The organism is Pseudidiomarina atlantica (assembly GCF_000753735.1).
GTDB classification, from domain to species: Bacteria; Pseudomonadota; Gammaproteobacteria; order Enterobacterales; family Alteromonadaceae; genus Pseudidiomarina; species Pseudidiomarina atlantica.
This window is the reverse complement of record NZ_JPIN01000001.1, coordinates 329445-351080: the sequence shown is the minus strand read 5'-3', so window position 1 is coordinate 351080 and position 21636 is coordinate 329445. Positions and strand designations below refer to the sequence as shown.

The window sequence follows — 21636 nt, the reverse complement described above, 5'->3', positions numbered from 1 at the left end:
GATGTCTGACGTAAAAACAACAACTACAGATAAAAGCGTTTTCCTTGAGCGCTTGATTTTTAATACGCGCCCAGTGTGGCTGGTAATTTTTGCCTTGTTGACGGTCTTTTTGGCCTGGCATGCGAGTCAAGTTCGACCCGAAGCAAGTCTGGCAAAAATGATCCCGACCAATCACCCATTTATTCAGAATTATTTTGAATATCAGGATGATTTGGCAAGTCTAGGAAACGTGGTACGGATTGCCGTGGAAACCACCGACGAGACTATTTTCACTGCTGACTTCCAAGAGCAATTACAAAAGATCACCGATGAAGTATTTTTCATTCCGGGGGTCGACCGTTCTGGCTTGAAAAGTTTATGGACCCCCAATGTTCGCTGGAGTGAAGTAACCGAAGAGGGCTTCGTGGGTGGACCGGTGATTCCCGACAACTGGGATGCTTCGCAAGAGGCTCTCGATAAATTGCGAGAAAACGTTTTACGTTCAGGCGAAGTAGGTAATCTCGTCGCCAACAATTTTAAGTCGGCGCTTATCTATGTACCGCTTAACGAAATCAATCCAGACACCGGCGAGCCACTGGATTATCAAGCGTTTTCAGAACAGTTAGAAGAGCGGATTCGCGACAAATACCAGTCAGAAAATGTCAAAATTCATATTACAGGCTTCGCTAAAATCATCGGTGACTTGATCGAGGGTGCCATTCAAGTTGGCATGTTCTTCTTGATTGCTATTGTTATCACCTTGGTCATGCTCTTTGCGTACAGCCGCTGCTGGCGTAGTTCGTTTGCGGTGCTGGCATGTTCAATCATCGCGGTGGTTTGGCAGTTAGGTATCATTAAATTGATTGGCAGTGGTATTAACCCATATTCGATGTTGGTACCCTTTCTGGTATTCGCTATTGGTGTGAGCCATGGTGTACAAATCATCAATGCGATGGTGCACAATCGGGTGGACGGTCATGACAAGTTGATGTCTTCGCGACTGGCATTTCGCTCATTGTATATCGCTGGATTGACTGCACTAATTTCTGATGCGATTGGTTTCACTACCTTGATGGTGATTGACATCGCGGTGATTCAGGAGCTCGCCATCGCAGCGAGTATTGGTGTAGCCGTCGTTGTACTGACAAATCTTGGTTTGCTACCTATTGTGATGTCGTACATCGGTGTGTCTGAGCGGGGTCGTAAATACACCGCTAAGATTCAAAATGAACGTCATCCAATTCTGACTTTCTTTGAGCGTTTTTCAGAACCCAAGTGGGCTTATAGTGCGCTTATTGTCGGGGTCATTGGGCTAAGTTGGGGCCTTGTGCAAGGTCAACAGATGAAAATCGGCGACCTTGACGCTGGTGCACCTGAGTTACGTCCTGATAGTCGCTACAACTTGGATAATCAATTCATTGTCGATAACTACAGTTCAAGTACCGACATTTTTGTCGTGATGGCGGCAACTGAGCCATCGCAATGTATTGCTTATGATAACTTAGAAATCATGGATCGCTTCAGCTGGCACATGGAAAATACGCCAGGTGTGCAAGACGTGAAATCAGTGGTTTATGTGGCAAAAATGGGCGGCTTTGGCTTGAACGAGGGCAACCTCAAGTGGTTCAGTCTCAACCGCAACCAATATGTACTTAATGCAAATACAGGTCGTACTCCGCCGGGGTTAATTAATCCTGATTGTTCTATGGCACCGATCATTGTGTACTTGAATGATCACAAAGCGGAAACGCTGAAAACCGTAGTTGCAGCAGTCGAAGAATTTAATAGAGAGTATCAGCAAGAAGGTCTCGATTTATTGATGGCAAGTGGTAACTCAGGGATTGAAGCTGCTACTAACTCGGTCATCGAATCCGCGCAGTACAAAATGCTGATGTGGGTTTATGGCGTCGTCATCGTGTTGGTCTTCATCACTTTCCGTAGCTTGCGCACGGTTGCATGTATTGTCTTACCGTTGATGCTCACGACGATCATGAGTCAAGGCTTGATGGCAATGCTTGGTATCGGCGTTAAAGTCGCGACCTTGCCAGTTATCGCGCTTGGGGTCGGTATCGGTGTCGACTACGGTATTTATATCTACGCGAAGATGAAGGAAGGTTTAGAGCGTGGTATGCACCTGAACGAGTGCTACAAGTATGCGCTGGACAATACTGGTAAAGCGGTTGGTTTTACTGGTTTGACACTGGCTATAGGCGTTGCCACGTGGATCTTCTCACCGATTAAGTTCCAAGCGGATATGGGCATTTTGCTGACCTTTATGTTCATCTGGAATATGCTAGGTGCGTTGATTCTCATACCAGCCTTAGCGCGCCTGTTCGCGCGCTTTGGTAAGCGTATTCATTAAGCGATTAAACTGTAGTTTCGGTGTCGGCAAGAATAAAGTCGGCACCGAGATCTGCAATGACCATGGTTGGCGCATTGGTGTTGCCGCTAATCACTTTCGGCATGATGGATGCGTCCACCACCCGCAAACCTCGCACACCATTCACTCGCAATCGTGCATCGACCACAGCATCGTTATCGTTCCCCATACGGCAAGTGGATGTAGGATGATAAATTAAACCGCAGTGTTGCCGGATACGTGCCAGTAACTCATCGTCATCGACACTTTCTCCAGGTAGCAGTTCACCACCATTATGCTGATGCAGCGCAGACTGGTTCATGATCTCGCGTACTTGTTTTACACCAGAGAGGATTTTTTGTTCATCATCGCTATTGTTGAGAAAGTCATAAACAAAGCCCGGCCTGTCACGGTGGTTTGCGGACTGTAAAAACAAACGTCCGGTCGCTTGTGGCCGCAAGATACAGACATGACAGGCATAGCCATCGCTGAAGGCTCCGCGTAAATCATATCCGCTGTCGTCAAAGCGTGTCGGGACCAGATGCAACTGCAAGTCTGGCGTGTCGATATCAGCGTTACTACGTAAGAATCCGCCAACCTCTGCTGGCGGATGGGCCAGTGCCCCGTCACGAGCTTTCAGGTAGCTGAAACTTGCTTTACTCAAGCGCCATAAGCCACGAGGATTAAGACTTAAGCTGTCTTTTTGAGCATTGCGATAATGCACCATGACGTCGACATGCTCCTGTAAATTGGCGCCCACCTCATCACGTTCTGCGATAACTTGGATATGATGCTTTTGCAATTCTTCACGTGGCCCAACACCTGACAGCAGAAGCAACTGGGCGGAGTGAAATGAACCGGCGCTTAAAATGATTTCATGATTCGCCGTGAGTTCAAGTTCACGACCACGACGATAGGCTTTTACAGCTGTTGCTCGTTGATCATTAAATAAAATCTTGGCCGCTTGGGTATGCGTGAAAACGGTCAAATTGTGGCGGTCAAGTGCGGGCTGTAAAAATGCTCGACGTACACTCCAGCGCTGGCCTTGGTGAATAGTAAATTGAAACGCGCCGACACCGTAGAGTTCAGCACCATTGAAATCTTCGTTATGGGGTATTCCCGCTTGCACGCCAGCAGTGATAAATTGCTTTGAAACTTCGTAATAGGGTTCGATATCGCTGACATACAATGGACCGTCAGCACCATGAAAATCATTCGCACCGCGCTGATTATTTTCGAGCGCACGAAACCGTTGCAGAATAGCATGCCAGGCCCAATCGTCAGTGCTATTGCGCGCCCAACCATCATAATCAGAAGCCGCGCCACGGGTGTATATCATTGCATTGATGGCGCTACTACCACCAAGGCCTTTACCACGCGGCGTATACATACCTCGGCCGGCGCGTAAAGGCGCCGGATCTTGGCTTCGTAACATCCAGTTATAGGTAGGCAAATGCATCAGACCGGCAACGGCGCCGGGCATATTGATAAGTGGTGAATTATTGTGGCCGCCAGCTTCTAACAATGCGACTTGGTATCGACCGCAACGACTTAGTTTTTCTGCTAGTACACACCCGGCACTACCAGCACCTACAATAATAAAATCGAATGTTTCTCGATTGATCATAGACAACTATCCTACTCAAAGGCTCTGCGCGTAACGGTATAAATCCTTTAGCAAGCGCTGTTTGTGGGTATCCTCGCCAACTAAGCTTGCGGTTTGTTCGAGTTCAAACAAAAAGTCTTCTGCTGATAGTGCTTTTGGCAGTGGGTCTAACAACCGCTGTTGACAGAAAGCGCGCCAACGTTGCAGTTCTGCATCATTTAGTGTCGCCGGATAATTGCGGGCGCGATAGCGAAAGAGCATTTCAGGTAAGCGTTCATCGACGAAATTGAGTTCTAATCCCGCGAGTTGATCCGGTGGAGTTTGCCGAATGATCGCCATGTTGGAGCGATCTTGGTCTGAGAAAAACGCGCCGCTATAAAGCTGTAATTCAGGATCTTGTGGCCCATCGGTAGCGTTTTGATAGCGCAATGCTAAACACAGGCGTTCACGTAATTCAGGATGTTCAACTAACCATTGCGCCCGTTGCAGCATTTGCTCGGTGGCTAATTGCCAGCGTTGTTGTACCTCATCAGTAAGGACGGCCATTGGTGCTAAAAAGGGGCAACGATTGAGCGCAAGTTGTTGTGCACCAAATACTGGCCAACCCTTCGCGTTACGCTCATCGCGCTTGGCAAAACGGCGTTGTTGTAATTCTTCGTCACTGAGTTCCTGTAACTCTGCGGGGTCTTCGCGTAGGTTCCAATAAATCAAAGCATTTGGGTTATCATCAGCAAAGCCGATAGGCATTATAAGGGATAGATAGCCTTGCAAAGCTCCATAAAAACCGGCGACATGCACCAAAGGTTTAAAATTAACCAAGTCAATCATGTCGCGTAAGCGCTGTTTTTGTCGAATTGAATAGGCGTAGTCAAACAACTTTGGCTGCTGCGTTTTTAACAAGCGCGCTAATGCAATGGTAGCGTAGACATCTGCGGTTGCATCATGAGCTTGGCCATGGTCAATGCCATTAGCTTGCGTGAGATGCTCTAGGCGCATACTAACTGTTCCGGCGTCATTTTCCGGCCAAACAATGCCATCGGGGCGCAGCGCATAGCAGGCGCGCACGACATCAATTAAATCCCAGCGTGAGTTTTGTTGTTGCCAAGTATGCGCATATGGGTCAATAAAGTTTCGGTAGAATAAATGGCGCGTCACCTCGTCGTCAAAGGCAAGGTTGTTGTAACCAATAATAGTGGTATGCGGCTGACTAAATTGTTCGGCGATTTTTTCAGCAAATACGCATTCTTGCATACCTTGTTGCAATGCCTGCTGTGGCGTAATGCCGGTAATCAATACCGCTTGCGGATGCGGTAAAAAATCTGGAGTTGGCTGACTAAAAATTGTCAGTGGACGACCTATGGGATTCAATTCTAGATCTGTTCTTAAACCTGCAAATTGAGCGGGGCGATCAACCTGCGGATGAGCGCCCCAAGTCTCGTAATCGTGCCAATAAAAAGTAGCTTCTGCCATGTCGTTATCTATGTGTCTTGTTTATAAAAATCTTAGTATCCACGATATACGAATCGTCTGCGGTGGTCGAGGTTTAGAAAACGTTTGTTTTAATTCTGTAAAAACGCTTTAATATCAAAGCTGTAATATTACATCAGATAATAAGCACAACTAAGGAAGACTCATGAACCACCTACGTTTACTTGCGGTAGTACTATTTATCGTACTCAGCACGATAAGTACTAAGACAACAGCACAACAATACGATGCCGGAGATTACGCCATCTCCTTTTGCGACCAATGCGATAGTTCAACGATGTATCAGAACTACGCGTTGACACTCGAGCCGGGTAAACATGTCATTTTCAACATGGTGAGAACTGAAGTAAAAGCTTTTCAGGTCGTTTATGGCTTTGATAAGTCGGGTTCTGGCCAACGTGTTAAGTATGCGTTCAACGTTAGCTTACCGACCTCTGCCGCCCAGGCGCAGGAAAAACTGGTAGAACTTGATCAAGCATTTCAAAGTGTCATTGCTGGTATGCTGACGTTTACCAGTACCAACTTTTTGGGGCAACCCACCGAAGGGATCACAGGTGATGGTTGTCATGCCGAAACCTTTTCTGAGTTTTGGCTGATTAACTCAATTAATTTTCCTTTTTATGAGGCCTGTGATGTGCATGCCCGTTGCTATGCCGATGGTGAACTAACCAAAAAAGCCTGTGATGAATGGTTTTTCATCGAGATGATGAATGACCTAGAGAGCTTTGAGGTACAAAGTTATTTGAGTCTACAAGGGCTGGTTGCAGGTTACATCATGGAAGAGTTTCTTGAGTACAAAGCAAAAGCGCTCTACGGCATTATTTCCAGCGATGATTCCGCTTATGCTTCGTTCTGTGAAGGCAAAGACGATTCATGGCTAGAATGCATGTCGGGTACCCGCAATTGGTATCATGTGGGCGACTTAGCCAATGGTTGGGTGTGGGCGAATGGTATTCGTTACATTCAAATTTGTGAAACATGGCGTTTCCCGAACGGTGAAGGCGGCTATTACTTTATGGATCGCAACTGTCGTCTGCTACCTGATCCGAGTTTTGGGGGCTAGTGCTTATATTCTGCGATCAACGGACTGGTCAGTTGGAACTTTGCATGGCAGGATTGAGACATGGTTTTAAACAACAAGGAATATTGCTATGTCTCGTTCTGTTACCAGATTACTCGCACTGCTCGCATTTTGTACCAGCAGTGCGAGTTTTGCCTTCGATGATCACGCCGCCAACGACAACCCTATTGCCATCGCCATTCATGGTGGTGCCGGAACCATTACCCGCGCTAATTTAAACCCCGAGCAAGAACAAGCCTACCGCGCCAAGCTTACTGAGGCGATTGATGCCGGCCACGCAATCTTAGCGAATGGCGGTTCAAGTATGGATGCCGTCATCGCTGCAGTGCAGATTATGGAGGCATCGCCATTATTCAATGCCGGTATCGGTGCGGTCTACACCTTTGATGGTGAACATGAGCTTGATGCTTCTATTATGGACGGTAAAACCCGTGAAGCTGGCGCTGTCGCCGGTGTGAAGACCGTGAAAAGTCCCATCGCGCTAGCACGCGCAGTTATGGAAAAGTCGGTACATGTAATGCTGAGCGGTACCGGTGCGGAACAATTTGCGCAAGAGCAGGGCTTAGAGCAGGTTACGAATGACTACTTTAATACCGAACATCGTCACCAACAGTTGCAGCGCGCGCGTGAACAACTAGGTGAAGCAGATAAGCAAGCCTATTTAGCACTGGATGAAAAATTCAAATACGGTACCGTTGGTGCTGTTGCCGTCGACAAGCACGGCAACCTTGCGGCCGCGACATCGACCGGTGGAATGACTGCTAAGCGTTATGGTCGTATCGGCGATTCACCCATCATTGGCGCAGGCACTTGGGCAGATAATGAAAGTTGCGCCATTTCAGCTACTGGGCACGGTGAATATTTTATCCGTTACCACGTTGCTGCAGATATTTGTAGTCGCGTGAAATATCTTGGTGAATCGATACAAGTCGCAGGTGATACTGTGATCCACGACGTCCTTCTACCACAAGGCGGTACTGGCGGTGTCATCATTGTTGATGCGGATGGTAACGTGCACATGCCATTTAACACTGAAGGCATGTACCGTGCGAGTAAAGTTGGTGATGGACAAGCAGAAGTTGCCATTTATCGAGATTGACTATACTGATAAAAGCTTGGCTGAAACCTGAGGTAATCACTATGCAAGGAATGAAGATTAGCGATTTTATGAGTCGTCATCCAGTCGCGTTCACACCGAATGAAAGCATTGAATCGGCGGTTGAACGTTTGTTGCAAACTCAGCAACGGGGTGGTCCTGTACTAGATGAACACCGCAAAGTGATAGGTTTTTTGTCGGAGCAAGATTGTCTCGCAGCAATGCTGCGAGACACCTATCACAAGGAGCAAACCGCCACAGTGAGTGATTGTATGTATCGCGGTGAAGTGTTGTGTGTAGGCGCTGATGAAGCCATTGCGGACCTTGCGCAACGCATGGAAATCGGCAAGCCAAAGATTTATCCAGTCATCGACATGGATACCAAACAACTCGTTGGCGTGATTTCACGAACAGATGTGTTAGGCGCGATCGATAGTTATTTTCAAGATTCCTACCGTCGTCGTTAACAAGCAGACGCCACACTGTTAAAATCAGCGCTTCTCAAGTTGTTAAGCAGGATTGCGCGTGCACAGCATTCAGTTTCCTCAAGACCTACCGGTCGTTCAAGCCAAACAAGAAATCCAGCAAGCGATTCGCCAACATCAGGTGGTGATCGTAGCTGGTGAAACGGGTTCAGGGAAAACCACGCAGTTACCGAAAATGCTACTGGAACTGGGTTACGGCCGCCATACTGAAGGTACGCTTATTGGTCACACCCAGCCGCGCAGACTGGCCGCTCGAAGTGTAGCGCAGCGTATTGCCGAAGAGTTAAATACCCAGCTTGGCGACAAAGTAGGATATAAAGTCCGCTTTCAAGATCAAACAGCGCCATCTACTGCGATCAAGTTGGTCACTGATGGAATGTTGCTCGCCGAGTTACAAAACGACCGTATGTTGCGTCAATATGATGCGCTTATTATCGATGAGGCACACGAGCGTAGTCTTAACATCGATTTTCTTCTTGGTGTACTCGCAACGTTATTACCGAAACGTCCTGAGCTGAAGCTGATCATTACGTCAGCCACCATCGAAACGGAGCGTTTTGCTAAACATTTTCACGATGCTCCAATTATTGAGGTCAGTGGCCGTACCTATCCTGTCGAGTTGCGTTATCGGCCGCTAGAGACCGACGATGATAGTGGTGATACGGTGCAGGGTGTGTGCGATGCGGTACAAGAACTCTATCAGGAAGCCAGTGGGGATATCTTGATTTTCGCCTCTGGTGAACGTGAAATTCGTGACTTTGCTGAGGCTATTGGCGAATTAGACTTACCCAATACCGAGCTTCTTCCACTATTTGCGCGGTTGTCAGCCGCGGAGCAAAATCGTGTATTTCAGGTGCATGGGCAGCGCCGCATCGTGATTGCCACTAACGTGGCGGAAACTTCACTTACCGTTCCGGGCATCCGTTATGTCATTGACCCAGGTACGGCAAGGATTAGTCGCTATAGCTATCGCACCAAAGTTCAACGGCTACCCATAGAAAAGATATCACAAGCCAGCGCTAATCAGCGCATGGGCCGCTGTGGACGAGTCGCACCGGGCATCTGTATTCGTCTTTACAGCGAAGAAGATTTTTTGCAACGCCCGGAGTATACCGAGCCAGAAATATTGCGCACTAATTTAGCCGCTGTCATCCTGCAAATGACCGCTGCGAAGTTAGGTGATATTCGTAAGTTTCCGTTTATTGATCGTCCCGACGAGCGTTTTATCAAAGACGGGATGAATTTATTGCAGGAATTGCATGCGCTTAAATCAGCTTCTACTAAGCGTAAACGTAAGGGTAGCAATGGCCCGCAATTGACCACTCTGGGTCGGCAGCTGGCGCAGTTGCCGATCGATCCACGCTTGGCGCGGATGGTGCTGGCTGCCAATGAGTTTGGTTGCATGCAAGAGGTGATGATCATCACTGCCGCCTTGAGCATTCAAGATCCGCGTGAACGCCCGCAACAAGCGCAACAAAAAGCCGATGAGCTGCATCAACGATTTCACGATAAAGATTCTGATTTTGCCGCCTATTTAAAGTTGTGGGATTACCTGCAAGAACGTCAAAAAGAGCTTTCGAAATCGCAATTTCGCAAGCAATTGAAAGCAGAGTTTCTGCATTTTTTGAGGGTTCGTGAATGGCAAGATGTCTACAGTCAGCTGCGGCAAACCGTCCGCACTTTGGGTTACCGAATTAACCAAGAACCTGCACCTTACGAAGCCGTTCACCGCGCGCTATTGACCGGATTGCTATCGCATTTAGGTAATAAACAAGAAGGGCATGAGTTTCTTGGTGCTCGCAACCGCAAGTTTTACGTTTTCCCCGGCTCAGGTTTATTTAAAAAGCCACCGAAGTGGGTCATGGCAGCAGAGTTAGTTGAAACCAGCCGACTCTTTGCGCGGGTCAATGCGCGCATCGAACCAGAGTGGGTTGAGCCAGCGGCAGAGCATTTGGTGAAGCGTAACTATTTTGATCCGCACTTCAGTAAAAAGTCAGGCTCGGTGTTAGCGGATGAGCAGGTAACCTTGTATGGCTTGATAATAGTTCCGCGCCGTCGAGTACAGTACGGTCCAGTTGATCCTGTCGTGGCACGTGAAATTTTTATCCGTGAAGGTTTGGTTGGCGCGCAACTAAAACGCCAGTTGCCCTTTATCAAGCACAATACTGCATTAATCACGGCGATTCGTGATTTAGAAGACAAAGCGCGTCGGCGTGATCTATTGATAGATGACGAAGCGCTTTATCAAGCCTACGATCAACATATTCCGGCAGGTATTTATAACGAGCAGCTATTGGCCGGTTGGTGGCATAAAGCCCGACAAACGCAACCCAATTTGTTGATGTTTGAGCGCGGTGATTTGATGGCGCAAGAAGCTGATCATATCACGGCGTTGGATTACCCCGATATTTGGCAGCAAGGCAACCTGCGGTTACCGCTTAGCTACCACTTTGAGCCCAATGACCCGCAAGATGGTGTGGCAGTGCACATACCCCTTACGTTGGTGAATCAGGTCACGGCAGAAGGCTTTGATTGGCAAGTTCCGGCTCTGCGGGAACCTCTGGTGGTGGCGTGGATTAAGTCGCTACCGAAAAGCTGGCGACGTCACTTTGTGCCGGCACCTAATTATGCGCAGGCGTTTCTGCAAGCGCTCACAGCGAATGAAGTAGGAACCAAAGCCTTGCTTACGATGCTTACTGAGAAGTTGCGGAAAATGTCAGGTGTTACGGTTCCAGCCGAAGCCTGGGATGTCACGCAGCTACCTAACCACTTACGTATGCGTTTTGTGATTGAAGACGAGCATGGAAAGCCAATTGCGGATGGGCGTGACCTTGAGCAGCTTCAACAACAGTTGCAGGGACGTGTTCAGCACGCATTAAGACAAGCGGTGGCCCAAGCTCCAGAGCAAAAAAGTGCGACCGACTGGCAATTTGGTCGTTTACCTGAAATTCGTGAACGCAAGCAACGTGGTTATGCAGTGAAAGCTTATCCAGCTTTGGAAGTGAGCGACGACGGCGTTAAAGAAAGTTTGTTTGATCAACCGGAACAAGCGGCTAGGGCGCATCATCAGGCACTGCGTAAACTGCTCCAGTTACAATTGCCATCACCGGTGCGTTACCTACAGCAGCACCTGTCAAATAAAGCCAAGTTGGCGATGTATTACAATCCGTGGGGCAAAGTCGATGCACTGATCGAAGATTGTATTCATGCGGCACTCGATGAGTTCATTCGCCAGCAAGAGGTGCGTGACGAAGCAAGCTTCCGCACTTTGGTTGAGCATGCCCGTGGCGAATTAAACGAGCGTGTTACCGCAATCGCGCAGCAAGTTGAACCCTGTTTAGTGCGAACCCAGAGCATACGCAAAAAGTTGAAAGGAAAAAACGTACCGCTCGATCAAATTCAAGCTCACGCAGATATCAAAGAGCAGTTAGATGCTTTAGTTTTTCCGGGTTTTGTAAGTGTCAGTGGCAGTGGCCGTCTAGCTGATATCGAGCGCTATCTCCAAGCCATTGAGCGGCGTCTTGAGAAGCTGCCAGTTGATCCCAATCGCGATCGTTTGCATGTCATTACTTTGCAAAAACTTCAAGGCGCGTATCAAGAATTACTCGCGAAGTGGCCCAAGCATATGCCATTAACTGAGGAAGTTGCGGAGATACGGTGGATGCTAGAGGAATTGCGGGTGAGTTTCTTTGCTCAAACATTAGGAACCCGCTATCCCATTTCGGAAAAGCGGGTCCAACAAGCTTTAAGCAGCGTAAAGGCCTAAGTTCGCACGGGCATAGGCTTCAAATTCAGTGCAGCCGCCAATGTGTTTTTCATCAATAAAAATCTGTGGCACAGTCAGTACAGGCGCGCCGACTGTTTTCTCTAGATCGGCTTTGGTAATACCTTCTGCGTGCATGTCGATGTAGCGATATTCAAAATCATCGCGATCATTGCTGAGCTTTTCTGCGATTTGCTCGGCACGTACACAAAATGGACAGCCAGGACGGCCAAAAATAACTGTAAACATAGTGACTCCCACATCTAGGTATTTGAAATGAATAATTGCTCAATATTTTGCCTGAAAAAGACTTTCAGCGCTAATGATCTGAGTCTATAGTCGCAATCGACAATATCGATTAATGGTCTATCTCTAAATCGGATGCTGGGATGCAGCAGCAGGCAAGACACTCACCGGGCCGCACAATTGCGAGAGGTTCATTAATATAATCGACATCGCCGCTTGTGACTTGTGTTCGGCAGGCACCGCAAAAGCCGTCGCGACAATGGTAACGAGTTTCGATGCCAGCTGCTTCCATTGCCTCCAGCAACGAGCCTTTAGATGGATCAACGGTCAGCGTGTGCTGACCGTTGACGATTACTTTGAACGTTTTGCTCATGTCGCTTACAGCTCAAAGTCTCCTAAATCGGAAGCACTTACTGCACTATCGATTTGACCGACCAGATAAGAACTGATTTCAGCTTCTTGCGGTGCCACTTGCACGTTGTCAGAGACCAAATATTTGTTCATCCACGGCAGTGGGTTACTACGTTGCTTGAAGGGGGCGTCAAACCCAATCGCTTCCATTCGCATGTTGGCAATGTACTCAACATACTGGCACAAGATTTCTTCGTTTAGACCGATCATTGAGCCGTGGCGAAACAGGTAATGTGCCCATTCCTTTTCTTGTTCGACCGCTTTCATGAAGATCGCCAGCGCTTCCTCGCGTAGTTCTTCGGCAATTTCCTTCATTTCTGGATCGTCTTTGCCGTATTGCCAAAGATTGAGAATGTTTTGCGTTGAAACTAAGTGCAAATTCTCATCACGGGCAATCAAGCGAATAATCTTAGAATTACCTTCCATTAAATCACGCTCAGCGAAGGCAAAGGTGCAGGCGAAACTTACATAGAAACGAATGGCTTCTAGCGCGTTGACCGAGTTAATGCAGAGGAAGAGTTTCTTCTTCAACTCACGCATGGTGACTGTATGTGTCTCACCATCAATCTCAACGTCACCTTCGCCATGGGTTTGCCATAACTGAGTGTAGAAGATCAGGTCGTCGTAATATTGTGAAATATCAATTGCGCGCTTTTGTATCTCTTCATTGATGACAATATCTTCGAAAACTTGGCTCGGATCGGTAAACAGGTTACGCAAAATGTGCGTATACGAGCGCGAGTGGATGGTTTCGAAGAATGACCAAGTTTCGATCCAAGTTTCTAATTCAGGAATAGAAACAATAGGGAGCAGGGCAATGTTTGGACTACGACCCTGCACCGAATCAAGCAATGTCTGATATTTCAAATTCGAAATGAAAATATGCTTTTCACTATCGGTCAGATTCTGGAAGTCAACGCGGTCGCGACTCACATCAACTTCCTCTGGGCGCCAGAAAAAGCTGATTTGTTTCTCGATGAGCTTCTCAAACACATTATGTTTTTGCTGATCGTAACGTGCTACGTTGACCGAATTGCCGAAGAACATAGGTTCGTGCAACGGATTAATCTGATTTTTGTTAAAGGTTGAATAACTCATAGCTTTCTTGCCTTTAGTTTAGATTTTACACGCACCACCGGCGCAATCGTCGTCTTCTTCTGTGATTGCTACAGTTGCCTGCTGATTTTCTTGTTCACGTTGTTTGGCATCAACTTTGTCGCGTAAGTCGACTTGGTTGTCAGAAGCGCCATCGCGCGTGTTGTGGTAATACAACGTTTTTACACCTAGCTTGTATGCATAGAGCAGGTCTTGTAGCAGCTGCTTCATTGGCACTTTGCCGGCTTCAAATTTGCTCGGGTCGTAGTTGGTGTTGGCAGAAATTGTCTGGTCCACAAACTTCTGCATGATTCCCACCAACTCTAAGTAGCCTTTATTGTTTGGAATGGTCCACAACAACTCGTAAGCATCTTTGAGGTGTTCGTAGTCGGGGACAACTTGTTTAGTAACGCCATCCTTCGATGCTTTTATACTGATATGACCGCGCGGTGGTTCAATACCATTGGTCGCATTTGATATCTGCGAGGATGTTTCCGAAGGCATCAACGCCGACAAGGTTGAATTGCGCATGCCATATTTTTTGATATCGGCACGCAATTGATCCCAATCGAGGTGCAACGGCTCATTGCAGACGGCATCCAAATCCTTTTTGTAGGTATCGGTTGGCATAATGCCTTGTGCATACGTAGTTTCATTGAATTTCGGACACGCACCCAATTCGCGGGCGAGCTGCATCGATGCTTTCATCAGGTAATATTGAATGGCTTCGAAGGTGCGGTGCACCAGACCATTCGCTGAACCATCAGAATAACGAACTCCGTTTTTCGCAAGGTAATACGCGAAGTTGATAACACCAATTCCCAGCGTACGACGGCCCATGGTGGCATTGCGTGCCGCCGGTACAGGATATTCCTGGTAGTCCAGTAGACTATCGAGCGCCCGCACGGCGAGGTCTGCCATTTCTTCTAAATCCTCTAGTTTCTCAATCGCGCCAAGGTTGAAGGCGGAAAGTGTACAGAGTGCAATTTCCCCCTCTTCGTCGTTGACGTGCGCAAGAGGCTTAGTTGGTAATGCGATTTCTAGGCATAGGTTACTTTGTCGAATCGGTGCAACCTTTGGATCAAACGGACTATGCGTATTACAGTGGTCGACGTTCTGTAAATAAATCCGGCCAGTACTTGCGCGTTCTTGCATGAACAGGCTGAACAGCTCGATAGCTTTGATCCGTTTCTTACGGATCGAGTCGTCGTTCTCATACTGTACATACAACCGTTCGAATTCTGCTTGGTCGGCAAAGAACGCGTCGTAAAGCCCAGGTACATCGGATGGACTGAACAGGGTAATAAAGTCGTCTTTAACCAAGCGCTGATACATCAAGCGGTTAAATTGCACGCCGTAATCGAGGTGACGCACGCGGTTTTCTTCAACACCACGGTTATTTTTCAGCACTAGCAGGCTTTCAACTTCAAGATGCCAAAGCGGATAGAATAATGTCGCTGCACCGCCGCGGACGCCGCCTTGTGAACAGCTTTTTACGGCAGTTTGAAAGTACTTGTAAAACGGAATACAACCGGTATGGAAAGCTTCGCCGCCACGAATCGGGCTGCCCAAGGCGCGGATACGACCTGCGTTGATACCAATACCGGCGCGCTGTGATACATATTTAACAATAGCGCTTGCGGTCGCGTTGATAGAGTCAAGACTATCACCCGCTTCAATCAGAACACATGAACTGAACTGGCGAGTAGGGGTACGTACGCCCGACATAATCGGGGTAGGCAGAGAGATCTTGAACAATGAAGTCGCATCATAGAAGCGCTTCACGTAGCTCATGCGCGTTTCGCGCGGATAATTTGCAAACAAACAAGCGGCAACGAGGACATATAAAAACTGCGCGCTTTCAAAGATTTCTCCGGTGACGCGGTTTTGCACCAAGTACTTGCCTTCAAGCTGTTTGACTGCAGCGTATGAGAAGTTTAAATCACGACCGTGATCGATGAAGCTATTCATCTCTTCGAATTCTTCCGCAGTGTAATCATCAAGTAAATGCTTGTCGTAACGGCCTGCTGCAACCATGCTTTTCACTTGGTCATAGAGATGAGGCGGTTCAAACTGGCCGTAAGCGAGTTTACGCAGATGGAATACAGCGAGGCGCGCAGCCAAATACTGGTAATCAGGCGCGTCTTCTGAAATGAGATCTGCCGCAGCTTTGATGATGGTTTCGTGAATATCTTCAGTCTTAATGCCATCGTAGAATTGAATTCGTGAGCGAATTTCAACCTCCGAGACTGAAACGTTATCTAAACCTTCAGAGGCCCAGCTAATTACACGATGGATTTTGTCGAGATCGAGTGGTTCACGTTCACCACTACGTTTCGTTACGAAGAGCTTTTGATTCATGCGGCGCACCCATCCATTTATCGTTTTGTTTTTTATATGGCACCACAAGATATGGGTATTGATAGGGTTTTCTGCGCGAAAACTACACAATATCTTGGGTTGGTAAGATTGTTTGTATGCTAGCACTTATCCTACGTTGATCAAGCGCGAAGAGATGAAAAATTTGTGGCAATTGAACGACTCAATAGGGTCGACAAAGCGAAAAGCCTTGTCCCACTAGCGACTTAGAAAAAGCAAGCGGTACAAATTTTTTTTAAATAATTTTTTGCTCTTTAAAATAGCTATTTAATGCTGCAAAAATCTAAGAGGTAAACAAAGGAGTCTCACAACATCTAGTGCGAATGTAAAATTGCAGGCACTAGATGTAGTGTTAACGTAATAATTCAAGCAGTTGCAATGGATGCTCGATGCTATAGTCTGCACCCCAATGTTCTGGTTGCTCATGTGCAGCTATATAACCGTAGCGCGCTAGCACTGTTTTCATACCCGCCGCGCGGCCTGCCTGAATATCCCGCTCCGCATCACCCACGTACCAACAGTGCGTCGGGTCGATCGCCAACTGCTCTGCGGCATATAAGATTGGATCGGGGTGTGGCTTAGCAACGGCCAAGGTATCACCGCTGACGCGCACCGGTAAAGCGGCCAACTCAGGAAAATAGGGCATGAGCTGCTCGGTCATCGCTTGTGGTTTGTTGGTGACGATGGCGGTGGCAATGCCATTGGCAGATAATTGCGCTAACAGCTGCGAAATACCGTTATAGAGTTGTGTATCAGCGGCAATGTTAGCGGCGTAGTAGCGTAAAAACTTGTCGCGTAATTCTTCACGTCTGGCATGAAACTCAGCCGCATAAGCGTATTCCAGAAGACCACGAGAGCCGTGCGAAGAAAAACTCTTTGCGACTTCTGGGCCAACCGGAGGGCGTCCTTCTTCGCGCAACACAGCATTCAGTGCAGCGCCCATATCTGGTGCGGTGTCTAGTAGAGTACCATCGAGATCAAACAATACGGCTTTGACTTGGTTCATGTGGGTATTGCTCATGCTGGCATACGCAAGGCAACGATGTAGTTCACATCGACATTGGTGTGGTCAAGGTAAAATCCACGCCACGGTAGATAGTGAATACCAGTGATTGCTAGGGGTTTGGCACCGACTGCATCGGTCATTTGCAAAAGTTCAGCGGGCTGAATGAACTTCGCGTGTTCATGCGTGCCTTTGGGCACCCAGCGCAATACATACTCAGCGGCAACAATCCCGAGTAACCATGACTTGAAATTACGATTGAGTGTAGAGAATACCAAAGTGCCGCCTGGCTTTACACATTTTGCAGCGGCGCGAACGATGCTCTTAGGGTCCGGCACGTGTTCCAGCATTTCTAGGCAGGTTACTAGATCAAATTGTCCCGCATGTTGCTCGGCAAAGGTTTCTGCAGCAACGCATTGGTAATCGATATTCAGACCACTCTCAAGCGCATGCAACCGCGCGACCTTCAGCGATTTCTCTGCAAGGTCAATGCCAGTAACCTTAGCCCCAGCCTTGGCAAGTTCTTCGGTGACCAGGCCACCGCCACAGCCGATATCTAAGGTTTGTTTACCAAACACACCAGCGGTTTGGCGCTGAATAAAATCGAGTCGCAGAGGATTGATCTGGTGCAAGGGTTTGAATTCGCCTTCTGGATCCCACCAACGTGCGGCAAGGGCGCTAAATTTCTCGATTTCTTGTGGATCTACATTATTAGTTTGCTGCATGGTACTTCTGCTCGGCGGAAAAACTCGGTACAGTGTACTCAAGCTGCGCTGATAAAAAAAGCAGCCGCGTAAAAGCGGCGGAAAAAAGGATGCGAGGGCGTAGCGCTAAGGGTACAATGGTGCCACTCAGACAATTATAAGAAAGACAGATCGTTTAGGGATATAACTATGAGTGATCTCGCCAGAGAAGTCGTTCCAGTCAATATTGAAGATGAGCTGAAAAGCTCTTATCTCGATTACGCAATGAGCGTTATCGTCGGGCGTGCGTTACCCGATGTTCGTGACGGCTTAAAACCTGTGCATCGTCGTGTGTTATTCGCGATGAATGAATTGCGCAATGATTTCAATAAACCATATAAAAAGTCGGCGCGTATCGTCGGTGACGTGATCGGTAAATATCACCCCCATGGTGACAGCGCGGTCTATGACACTATCGTGCGTATGGCGCAACCGTTCTCGCTGCGCTACATGCTGGTCGATGGTCAAGGTAACTTCGGTTCGGTTGACGGCGACTCTGCAGCAGCAATGCGTTACACCGAAATTCGTATGGCTAAAATTGCTGGCGAATTACTCTCAGACCTCGACAAAGAAACGGTCGATTTTGTGCCGAACTACGACGGCACTGAACAAATTCCTGATGTGCTGCCGACCCGCGTACCGAATTTGCTAGTGAATGGTTCTTCGGGCATCGCGGTGGGTATGGCAACTAACATTCCACCGCATAACCTAACTGAAGTCGTGAATGGTTGTTTAGCTATGATCGACAACCCGGATATCCAAGTTGAAGAACTGATGGAGTATATCCCGGGGCCTGACTTTCCGACGGCAGCAAGCATTTCAGGGCGTTCAGGTATCGTCGAAGCCTATAAAACGGGCCGTGGCCGCATTCATTTGCGCGCTAAAGCGGAAATCGAAACCGACAGCAATGGTCGTGAAACCATTATCGTTAATGAGATTCCGTACCAGGTCAATAAAGCCAAGCTGATCGAAAAAATCGCTGAACTGGTGAAAGAAAAACGTCTTGAAGGCATTAGCGCGCTGCGCGACGAGTCTGACAAAGACGGTATGCGCATCGTTATTGAACTGAAGCGTGGCGAAGTTGGCGAAGTAGTGCTCAACCACCTGTACGCGAACACCCAAATGCAAGTAGTGTTCGGCATCAATATGGTGGCGCTCGATAAAAACCAACCGCGCCTATTCAATCTGCGCGATATGCTCGATTGCTTTATCTTGCACCGCCGTGAAGTGGTCACACGCCGCTCAGTCTATGAGCTGCGCAAGGCGCGTGAACGGGCTCATATCCTTGAAGGTCTTGCCATTGCATTGGCAAATATCGATGAAGTCATTGAACTCATCCGTCGCTCGCAAACTGCAGCTGAAGCGAAAGCTGGTTTAATCAGTCGCGCTTGGGTGTTAGGTGATGTAGCGGCAATGCTCGAACGGGCAGGGGTTGATGCCGCGCGCCCTGATCATTTGGATAAGCAATACGGTATTCGCGACGGTCAATACCATCTCACCGAAGAACAAGCGCAAGCAATTCTCGATTTGCGTCTACATAAGTTGACCGGCTTAGAGCATGAAAAAATTCTTGATGAATACAAGGCCCTATTGAGCCAAATCGAAGAACTCTTGTTGATTTTGAGCAGTTCTGAGCGCTTGATGGAAGTGATTCGTGAAGAACTGGAAAAAATCAAAGCCGAATACGGTGATGAACGTCGCACAGAGATCACCGCAGCAGCGCATGACATCTCAATGGAAGATTTGATCAACGAAGAAGACGTGGTGGTGACTCTGTCGCATCACGGCTACGTCAAGTATCAACCATTGACCGAATACGAAGCACAGCGCCGCGGTGGCAAGGGTAAGTCAGCGACCAAAATGAAAGATGAAGATTTCATTGAGCGACTTTGGGTTGCCAACACTCATGACACTATTTTATGTTTCTCGACCCGTGGTCGCATTTATTGGATGAAGGTGTATCAATTACCGTTAGCGACGCGCACTGCGCGTGGACGACCTATTGTGAACCTGTTACCGCTAGAGGCTGACGAGCGCATCACCGCCATCTTACCGACCCGTGATTACCCAGAAGATAAGTTTATCTTAATGGCGACCAAGAATGGCACGGTGAAGAAAACGCCAATGGTCGATTACTCACGCCCGCGTAACGGCGGTATCATTGCCTTGAACCTTAACGATGGCGACGAGCTTATCGGGGTTGATATGACCTCTGCTGGTGACGAAGTCATGTTGTTCTCAGATGCGGGCAAAGTGGTTCGTTTCAGCGAAGATCAAGTTCGCTCGATGGGCCGCACCGCGACCGGCGTTCGGGGTATTCGCTTAGAACCCGGACAGCGCGTGGTGTCGTTGATTGTGCCGCGGCTGATCGAGGAAGAAGTTCCATGCGTGCTGACAGTTACGGAAAATGGTTACGGCAAACGCACGCCTATCACTGATTATCCGGCGAAGAGCCGCGCCACCAAGGGTGTTGTCTCGATCAAGGTAAGTGAGCGTAACGGTGCCGTAGTCGGCGCGATGGAAGTCGTCAATAGCAACCAAATCATGCTCATCAGTAATAAGGGCACCTTGGTGCGTACACGCGTCAACGAAGTCTCTGTTGTCGGTCGTAATACGCAGGGGGTACGCTTGATCCGAACTGGAAGTGACGAGAAAGTGGTCGGTATGCAACGCATCGACGATATTGATGAACACGAAGAATTAGACGACGTTCTTATGGACGGAGAGAACGACGGTAAAGTTGATAATGAAATGGACAATAGCGCCGATGGCGAAGGTACAGTTGAGGAGTAAGTAAGGCACATGACAGCCCCGTTTAATTTTTCCGCTGGTCCAGCGATGTTACCGCGTGCAGTACTTGAACGTGCGCAAGAAGAATTGAGAAGTTGGCGGGGCTCGGGGATATCGGTGATGGAAATCAGTCACCGCGATCCAGCCTTTATGCAAATGGCCTTTCAGGCCGAGCAAGACTTGCGTGATTTAATGGCGATTCCGCAAAATTACCAAGTCTTGTTTATGCATGGTGGTGGCCGCGGGCAGTTCTCCGCAGTGCCACAAAATATTGCCGCGCCAAACGCCACAGTCGACTATCTAAATTGTGGTATCTGGTCAGATTTTGCCATTCGTGAAGCGCAAAAATATGTCGCCAAGGTAAACGTGGTGGCAGGTGTCATAGATACCGATCAAGGTCGCGCGATTGCCCCAGCTAATAGTTGGCAGGTCAGCGAAGACGCCGCTTATTTTCATTATTGCCCCAATGAAACGGTTGACGGTTTAGCTTTACATCAAATTCCCAGTCATATTAAAGCACCGTTAGTTGCTGATATGTCCTCAACGATTCTCTCAGAACCTCTGGCTGTCGAGCAGTTCGGCATTATTTATGCTGGTGCACAGAAGAATATCGGTCCATCGGGTTTTGCCATTGCGATTGTACGTGAAGACTTGCTGGGGCATGCACAGGGCAGCACTTCGACCATTATGGACTACACCGTTCAAGCACAAGACCGCTCAATGTATAACACCCCCAATACTTGGGCCTGGTATCTGTCTGGGCTGGTGTTTGAGTGGCTGAAGGAGCAGGGTGGTGTAGCCGCAATGGGCGCTATCAATCAACAAAAGGCTGACCTATTGTACCGTTACATTGACAGTTCAGCATTTTATTCAAACCCTGTTCACCCTGACTATCGTTCCAAAATGAACGTACCATTCTTGCTTGCAGACAGCGCCTTAGATGGTAAGTTCTTGCAACTCGCCGAAGCACAAGGTTTGCTTGGTTTGAAAGGCCACCGATTTGTCGGTGGTATGCGTGCGAGCATCTATAACGCAATGCCGCTGGAAGGCGTGCAAGCGCTGGTCAGCTTTATGCAAGAATTCGAACAAAAACATACGTAACAACAAGTGAA

Annotated in this window: 15 protein-coding genes; 7 read left to right on the top strand and 8 right to left on the bottom strand. The window is 48.1% G+C overall.

Annotation, left to right across the window (positions count from 1 at the left end; genetic code table 11):
• The first annotated feature begins 1 nt into the window (after position 1).
• A complete protein-coding gene (locus IDAT_RS01700; RefSeq protein ID WP_034729666.1) occupies positions 2 to 2341 on the top strand; it encodes an efflux RND transporter permease subunit in 2340 nt (779 codons plus the stop codon).
• 4 nt (positions 2342 to 2345) lie between these two features.
• Here IDAT_RS01700 and IDAT_RS01695 read toward each other — a convergent pair whose 3' ends face one another.
• Together IDAT_RS01695 and sbcB are read right to left on the bottom strand one after the other, a co-directional pair.
• Positions 2346 to 3965, bottom strand: a complete 1620-nt coding sequence (locus IDAT_RS01695) for a GMC family oxidoreductase (RefSeq protein ID WP_034729664.1) — start codon at positions 3963 to 3965, stop codon at positions 2346 to 2348.
• 15 nt (positions 3966 to 3980) lie between these two features.
• Complete coding sequence (gene sbcB / locus IDAT_RS01690) at positions 3981 to 5414, bottom strand: exodeoxyribonuclease I (protein WP_034729661.1); 1434 nt, start codon at positions 5412 to 5414, stop codon at positions 3981 to 3983.
• 163 nt (positions 5415 to 5577) lie between these two features.
• Between sbcB and IDAT_RS01685 the strand changes: the two genes are divergently transcribed.
• The 4 genes from IDAT_RS01685 to hrpA all read left to right on the top strand — a co-directional run bounded on the left by IDAT_RS01685 (position 5578) and on the right by hrpA (position 11860).
• Positions 5578 to 6495 carry a hypothetical protein gene (locus IDAT_RS01685; RefSeq protein WP_034729658.1) on the top strand — a complete coding sequence of 306 codons (918 nt, stop codon included), beginning with the start codon at positions 5578 to 5580 and terminating at the stop codon, positions 6493 to 6495.
• 88 nt (positions 6496 to 6583) lie between these two features.
• Entirely contained in the window at positions 6584 to 7612 is a 1029-nt protein-coding gene (locus tag IDAT_RS01680) for an isoaspartyl peptidase/L-asparaginase family protein (RefSeq protein WP_034729656.1), read from the top strand.
• Between the two features lie 41 nt (positions 7613 to 7653).
• Positions 7654 to 8076 (top strand): CBS domain-containing protein, encoded by a 423-nt coding sequence (locus tag IDAT_RS01675; RefSeq protein WP_034729653.1) that lies wholly within the window; start codon positions 7654 to 7656, stop codon positions 8074 to 8076.
• 58 nt (positions 8077 to 8134) lie between these two features.
• Positions 8135 to 11860: an ATP-dependent RNA helicase HrpA gene (gene hrpA, locus IDAT_RS01670; RefSeq protein ID WP_244441580.1), complete on the top strand. Its 3726-nt coding sequence runs from the start codon at positions 8135 to 8137 to the stop codon at positions 11858 to 11860.
• Here hrpA and IDAT_RS01665 read toward each other — a convergent pair.
• The 6 genes from IDAT_RS01665 to ubiG form a co-directional block, all read right to left on the bottom strand.
• Positions 11840 to 12106: a GrxA family glutaredoxin gene (locus IDAT_RS01665; protein WP_034729648.1), complete on the bottom strand. Its 267-nt coding sequence runs from the start codon at positions 12104 to 12106 to the stop codon at positions 11840 to 11842. The two genes, hrpA and IDAT_RS01665, sit on opposite strands and share 21 nt — an antisense overlap.
• Before the next feature lie 109 nt (positions 12107 to 12215).
• Positions 12216 to 12476 (bottom strand): class I ribonucleotide reductase maintenance protein YfaE, encoded by a 261-nt coding sequence (gene yfaE / locus IDAT_RS01660; protein WP_034729645.1) that lies wholly within the window; start codon positions 12474 to 12476, stop codon positions 12216 to 12218.
• Between the two features lie 5 nt (positions 12477 to 12481).
• Positions 12482 to 13612 carry a class Ia ribonucleoside-diphosphate reductase subunit beta gene (nrdB, locus tag IDAT_RS01655; protein WP_034729642.1) on the bottom strand — a complete coding sequence of 377 codons (1131 nt, stop codon included), beginning with the start codon at positions 13610 to 13612 and terminating at the stop codon, positions 12482 to 12484.
• Positions 13613 to 13630: 18 nt separating this feature from the next.
• The gene (gene nrdA / locus IDAT_RS01650) at positions 13631 to 15970 is read right to left on the bottom strand and encodes a class 1a ribonucleoside-diphosphate reductase subunit alpha (RefSeq protein WP_034729639.1); all 2340 of its coding nucleotides are present in this window, start codon (positions 15968 to 15970) and stop codon (positions 13631 to 13633) included.
• A gap of 370 nt (positions 15971 to 16340) precedes the next feature.
• Entirely contained in the window at positions 16341 to 16994 is a 654-nt protein-coding gene (gene gph, locus IDAT_RS01645; RefSeq protein ID WP_244441579.1) for a phosphoglycolate phosphatase, read from the bottom strand.
• A gap of 11 nt (positions 16995 to 17005) precedes the next feature.
• The gene (ubiG, locus tag IDAT_RS01640) at positions 17006 to 17716 is read right to left on the bottom strand and encodes a bifunctional 2-polyprenyl-6-hydroxyphenol methylase/3-demethylubiquinol 3-O-methyltransferase UbiG (RefSeq protein WP_034729633.1); all 711 of its coding nucleotides are present in this window, start codon (positions 17714 to 17716) and stop codon (positions 17006 to 17008) included.
• 168 nt (positions 17717 to 17884) lie between these two features.
• Between ubiG and gyrA the strand changes: the two genes are divergently transcribed.
• Positions 17885 to 20527 carry a DNA topoisomerase (ATP-hydrolyzing) subunit A gene (gyrA, locus tag IDAT_RS01635; protein WP_034729630.1) on the top strand — a complete coding sequence of 881 codons (2643 nt, stop codon included), beginning with the start codon at positions 17885 to 17887 and terminating at the stop codon, positions 20525 to 20527.
• A gap of 9 nt (positions 20528 to 20536) precedes the next feature.
• Positions 20537 to 21625 carry a 3-phosphoserine/phosphohydroxythreonine transaminase gene (serC, locus tag IDAT_RS01630; RefSeq protein ID WP_034729628.1) on the top strand — a complete coding sequence of 363 codons (1089 nt, stop codon included), beginning with the start codon at positions 20537 to 20539 and terminating at the stop codon, positions 21623 to 21625.
• The last annotated feature ends 11 nt before the right edge of the window (positions 21626 to 21636 follow it).

Coding starts and splice junctions, on each gene's coding strand:
- sbcB (WP_034729661.1), bottom strand. CDS start 5,414: ATGGCAGAAGCTACTTTTTATTGGCACGATTACGAGACTTGGGGCGCT.
- IDAT_RS01700 (WP_034729666.1), top strand. CDS start 2: ATGTCTGACGTAAAAACAACAACTACAGATAAAAGCGTTTTCCTTGAG.
- nrdA (WP_034729639.1), bottom strand. CDS start 15,970: ATGAATCAAAAGCTCTTCGTAACGAAACGTAGTGGTGAACGTGAACCA.
- IDAT_RS01675 (WP_034729653.1), top strand. CDS start 7,654: ATGCAAGGAATGAAGATTAGCGATTTTATGAGTCGTCATCCAGTCGCG.
- IDAT_RS01680 (WP_034729656.1), top strand. CDS start 6,584: ATGTCTCGTTCTGTTACCAGATTACTCGCACTGCTCGCATTTTGTACC.
- nrdB (WP_034729642.1), bottom strand. CDS start 13,612: ATGAGTTATTCAACCTTTAACAAAAATCAGATTAATCCGTTGCACGAA.
- IDAT_RS01665 (WP_034729648.1), bottom strand. CDS start 12,106: ATGTTTACAGTTATTTTTGGCCGTCCTGGCTGTCCATTTTGTGTACGT.
- IDAT_RS01685 (WP_034729658.1), top strand. CDS start 5,578: ATGAACCACCTACGTTTACTTGCGGTAGTACTATTTATCGTACTCAGC.
- gyrA (WP_034729630.1), top strand. CDS start 17,885: ATGAGTGATCTCGCCAGAGAAGTCGTTCCAGTCAATATTGAAGATGAG.
- gph (WP_244441579.1), bottom strand. CDS start 16,994: ATGAACCAAGTCAAAGCCGTATTGTTTGATCTCGATGGTACTCTACTA.
- yfaE (WP_034729645.1), bottom strand. CDS start 12,476: ATGAGCAAAACGTTCAAAGTAATCGTCAACGGTCAGCACACGCTGACC.
- ubiG (WP_034729633.1), bottom strand. CDS start 17,716: ATGCAGCAAACTAATAATGTAGATCCACAAGAAATCGAGAAATTTAGC.
- IDAT_RS01695 (WP_034729664.1), bottom strand. CDS start 3,965: ATGATCAATCGAGAAACATTCGATTTTATTATTGTAGGTGCTGGTAGT.
- serC (WP_034729628.1), top strand. CDS start 20,537: ATGACAGCCCCGTTTAATTTTTCCGCTGGTCCAGCGATGTTACCGCGT.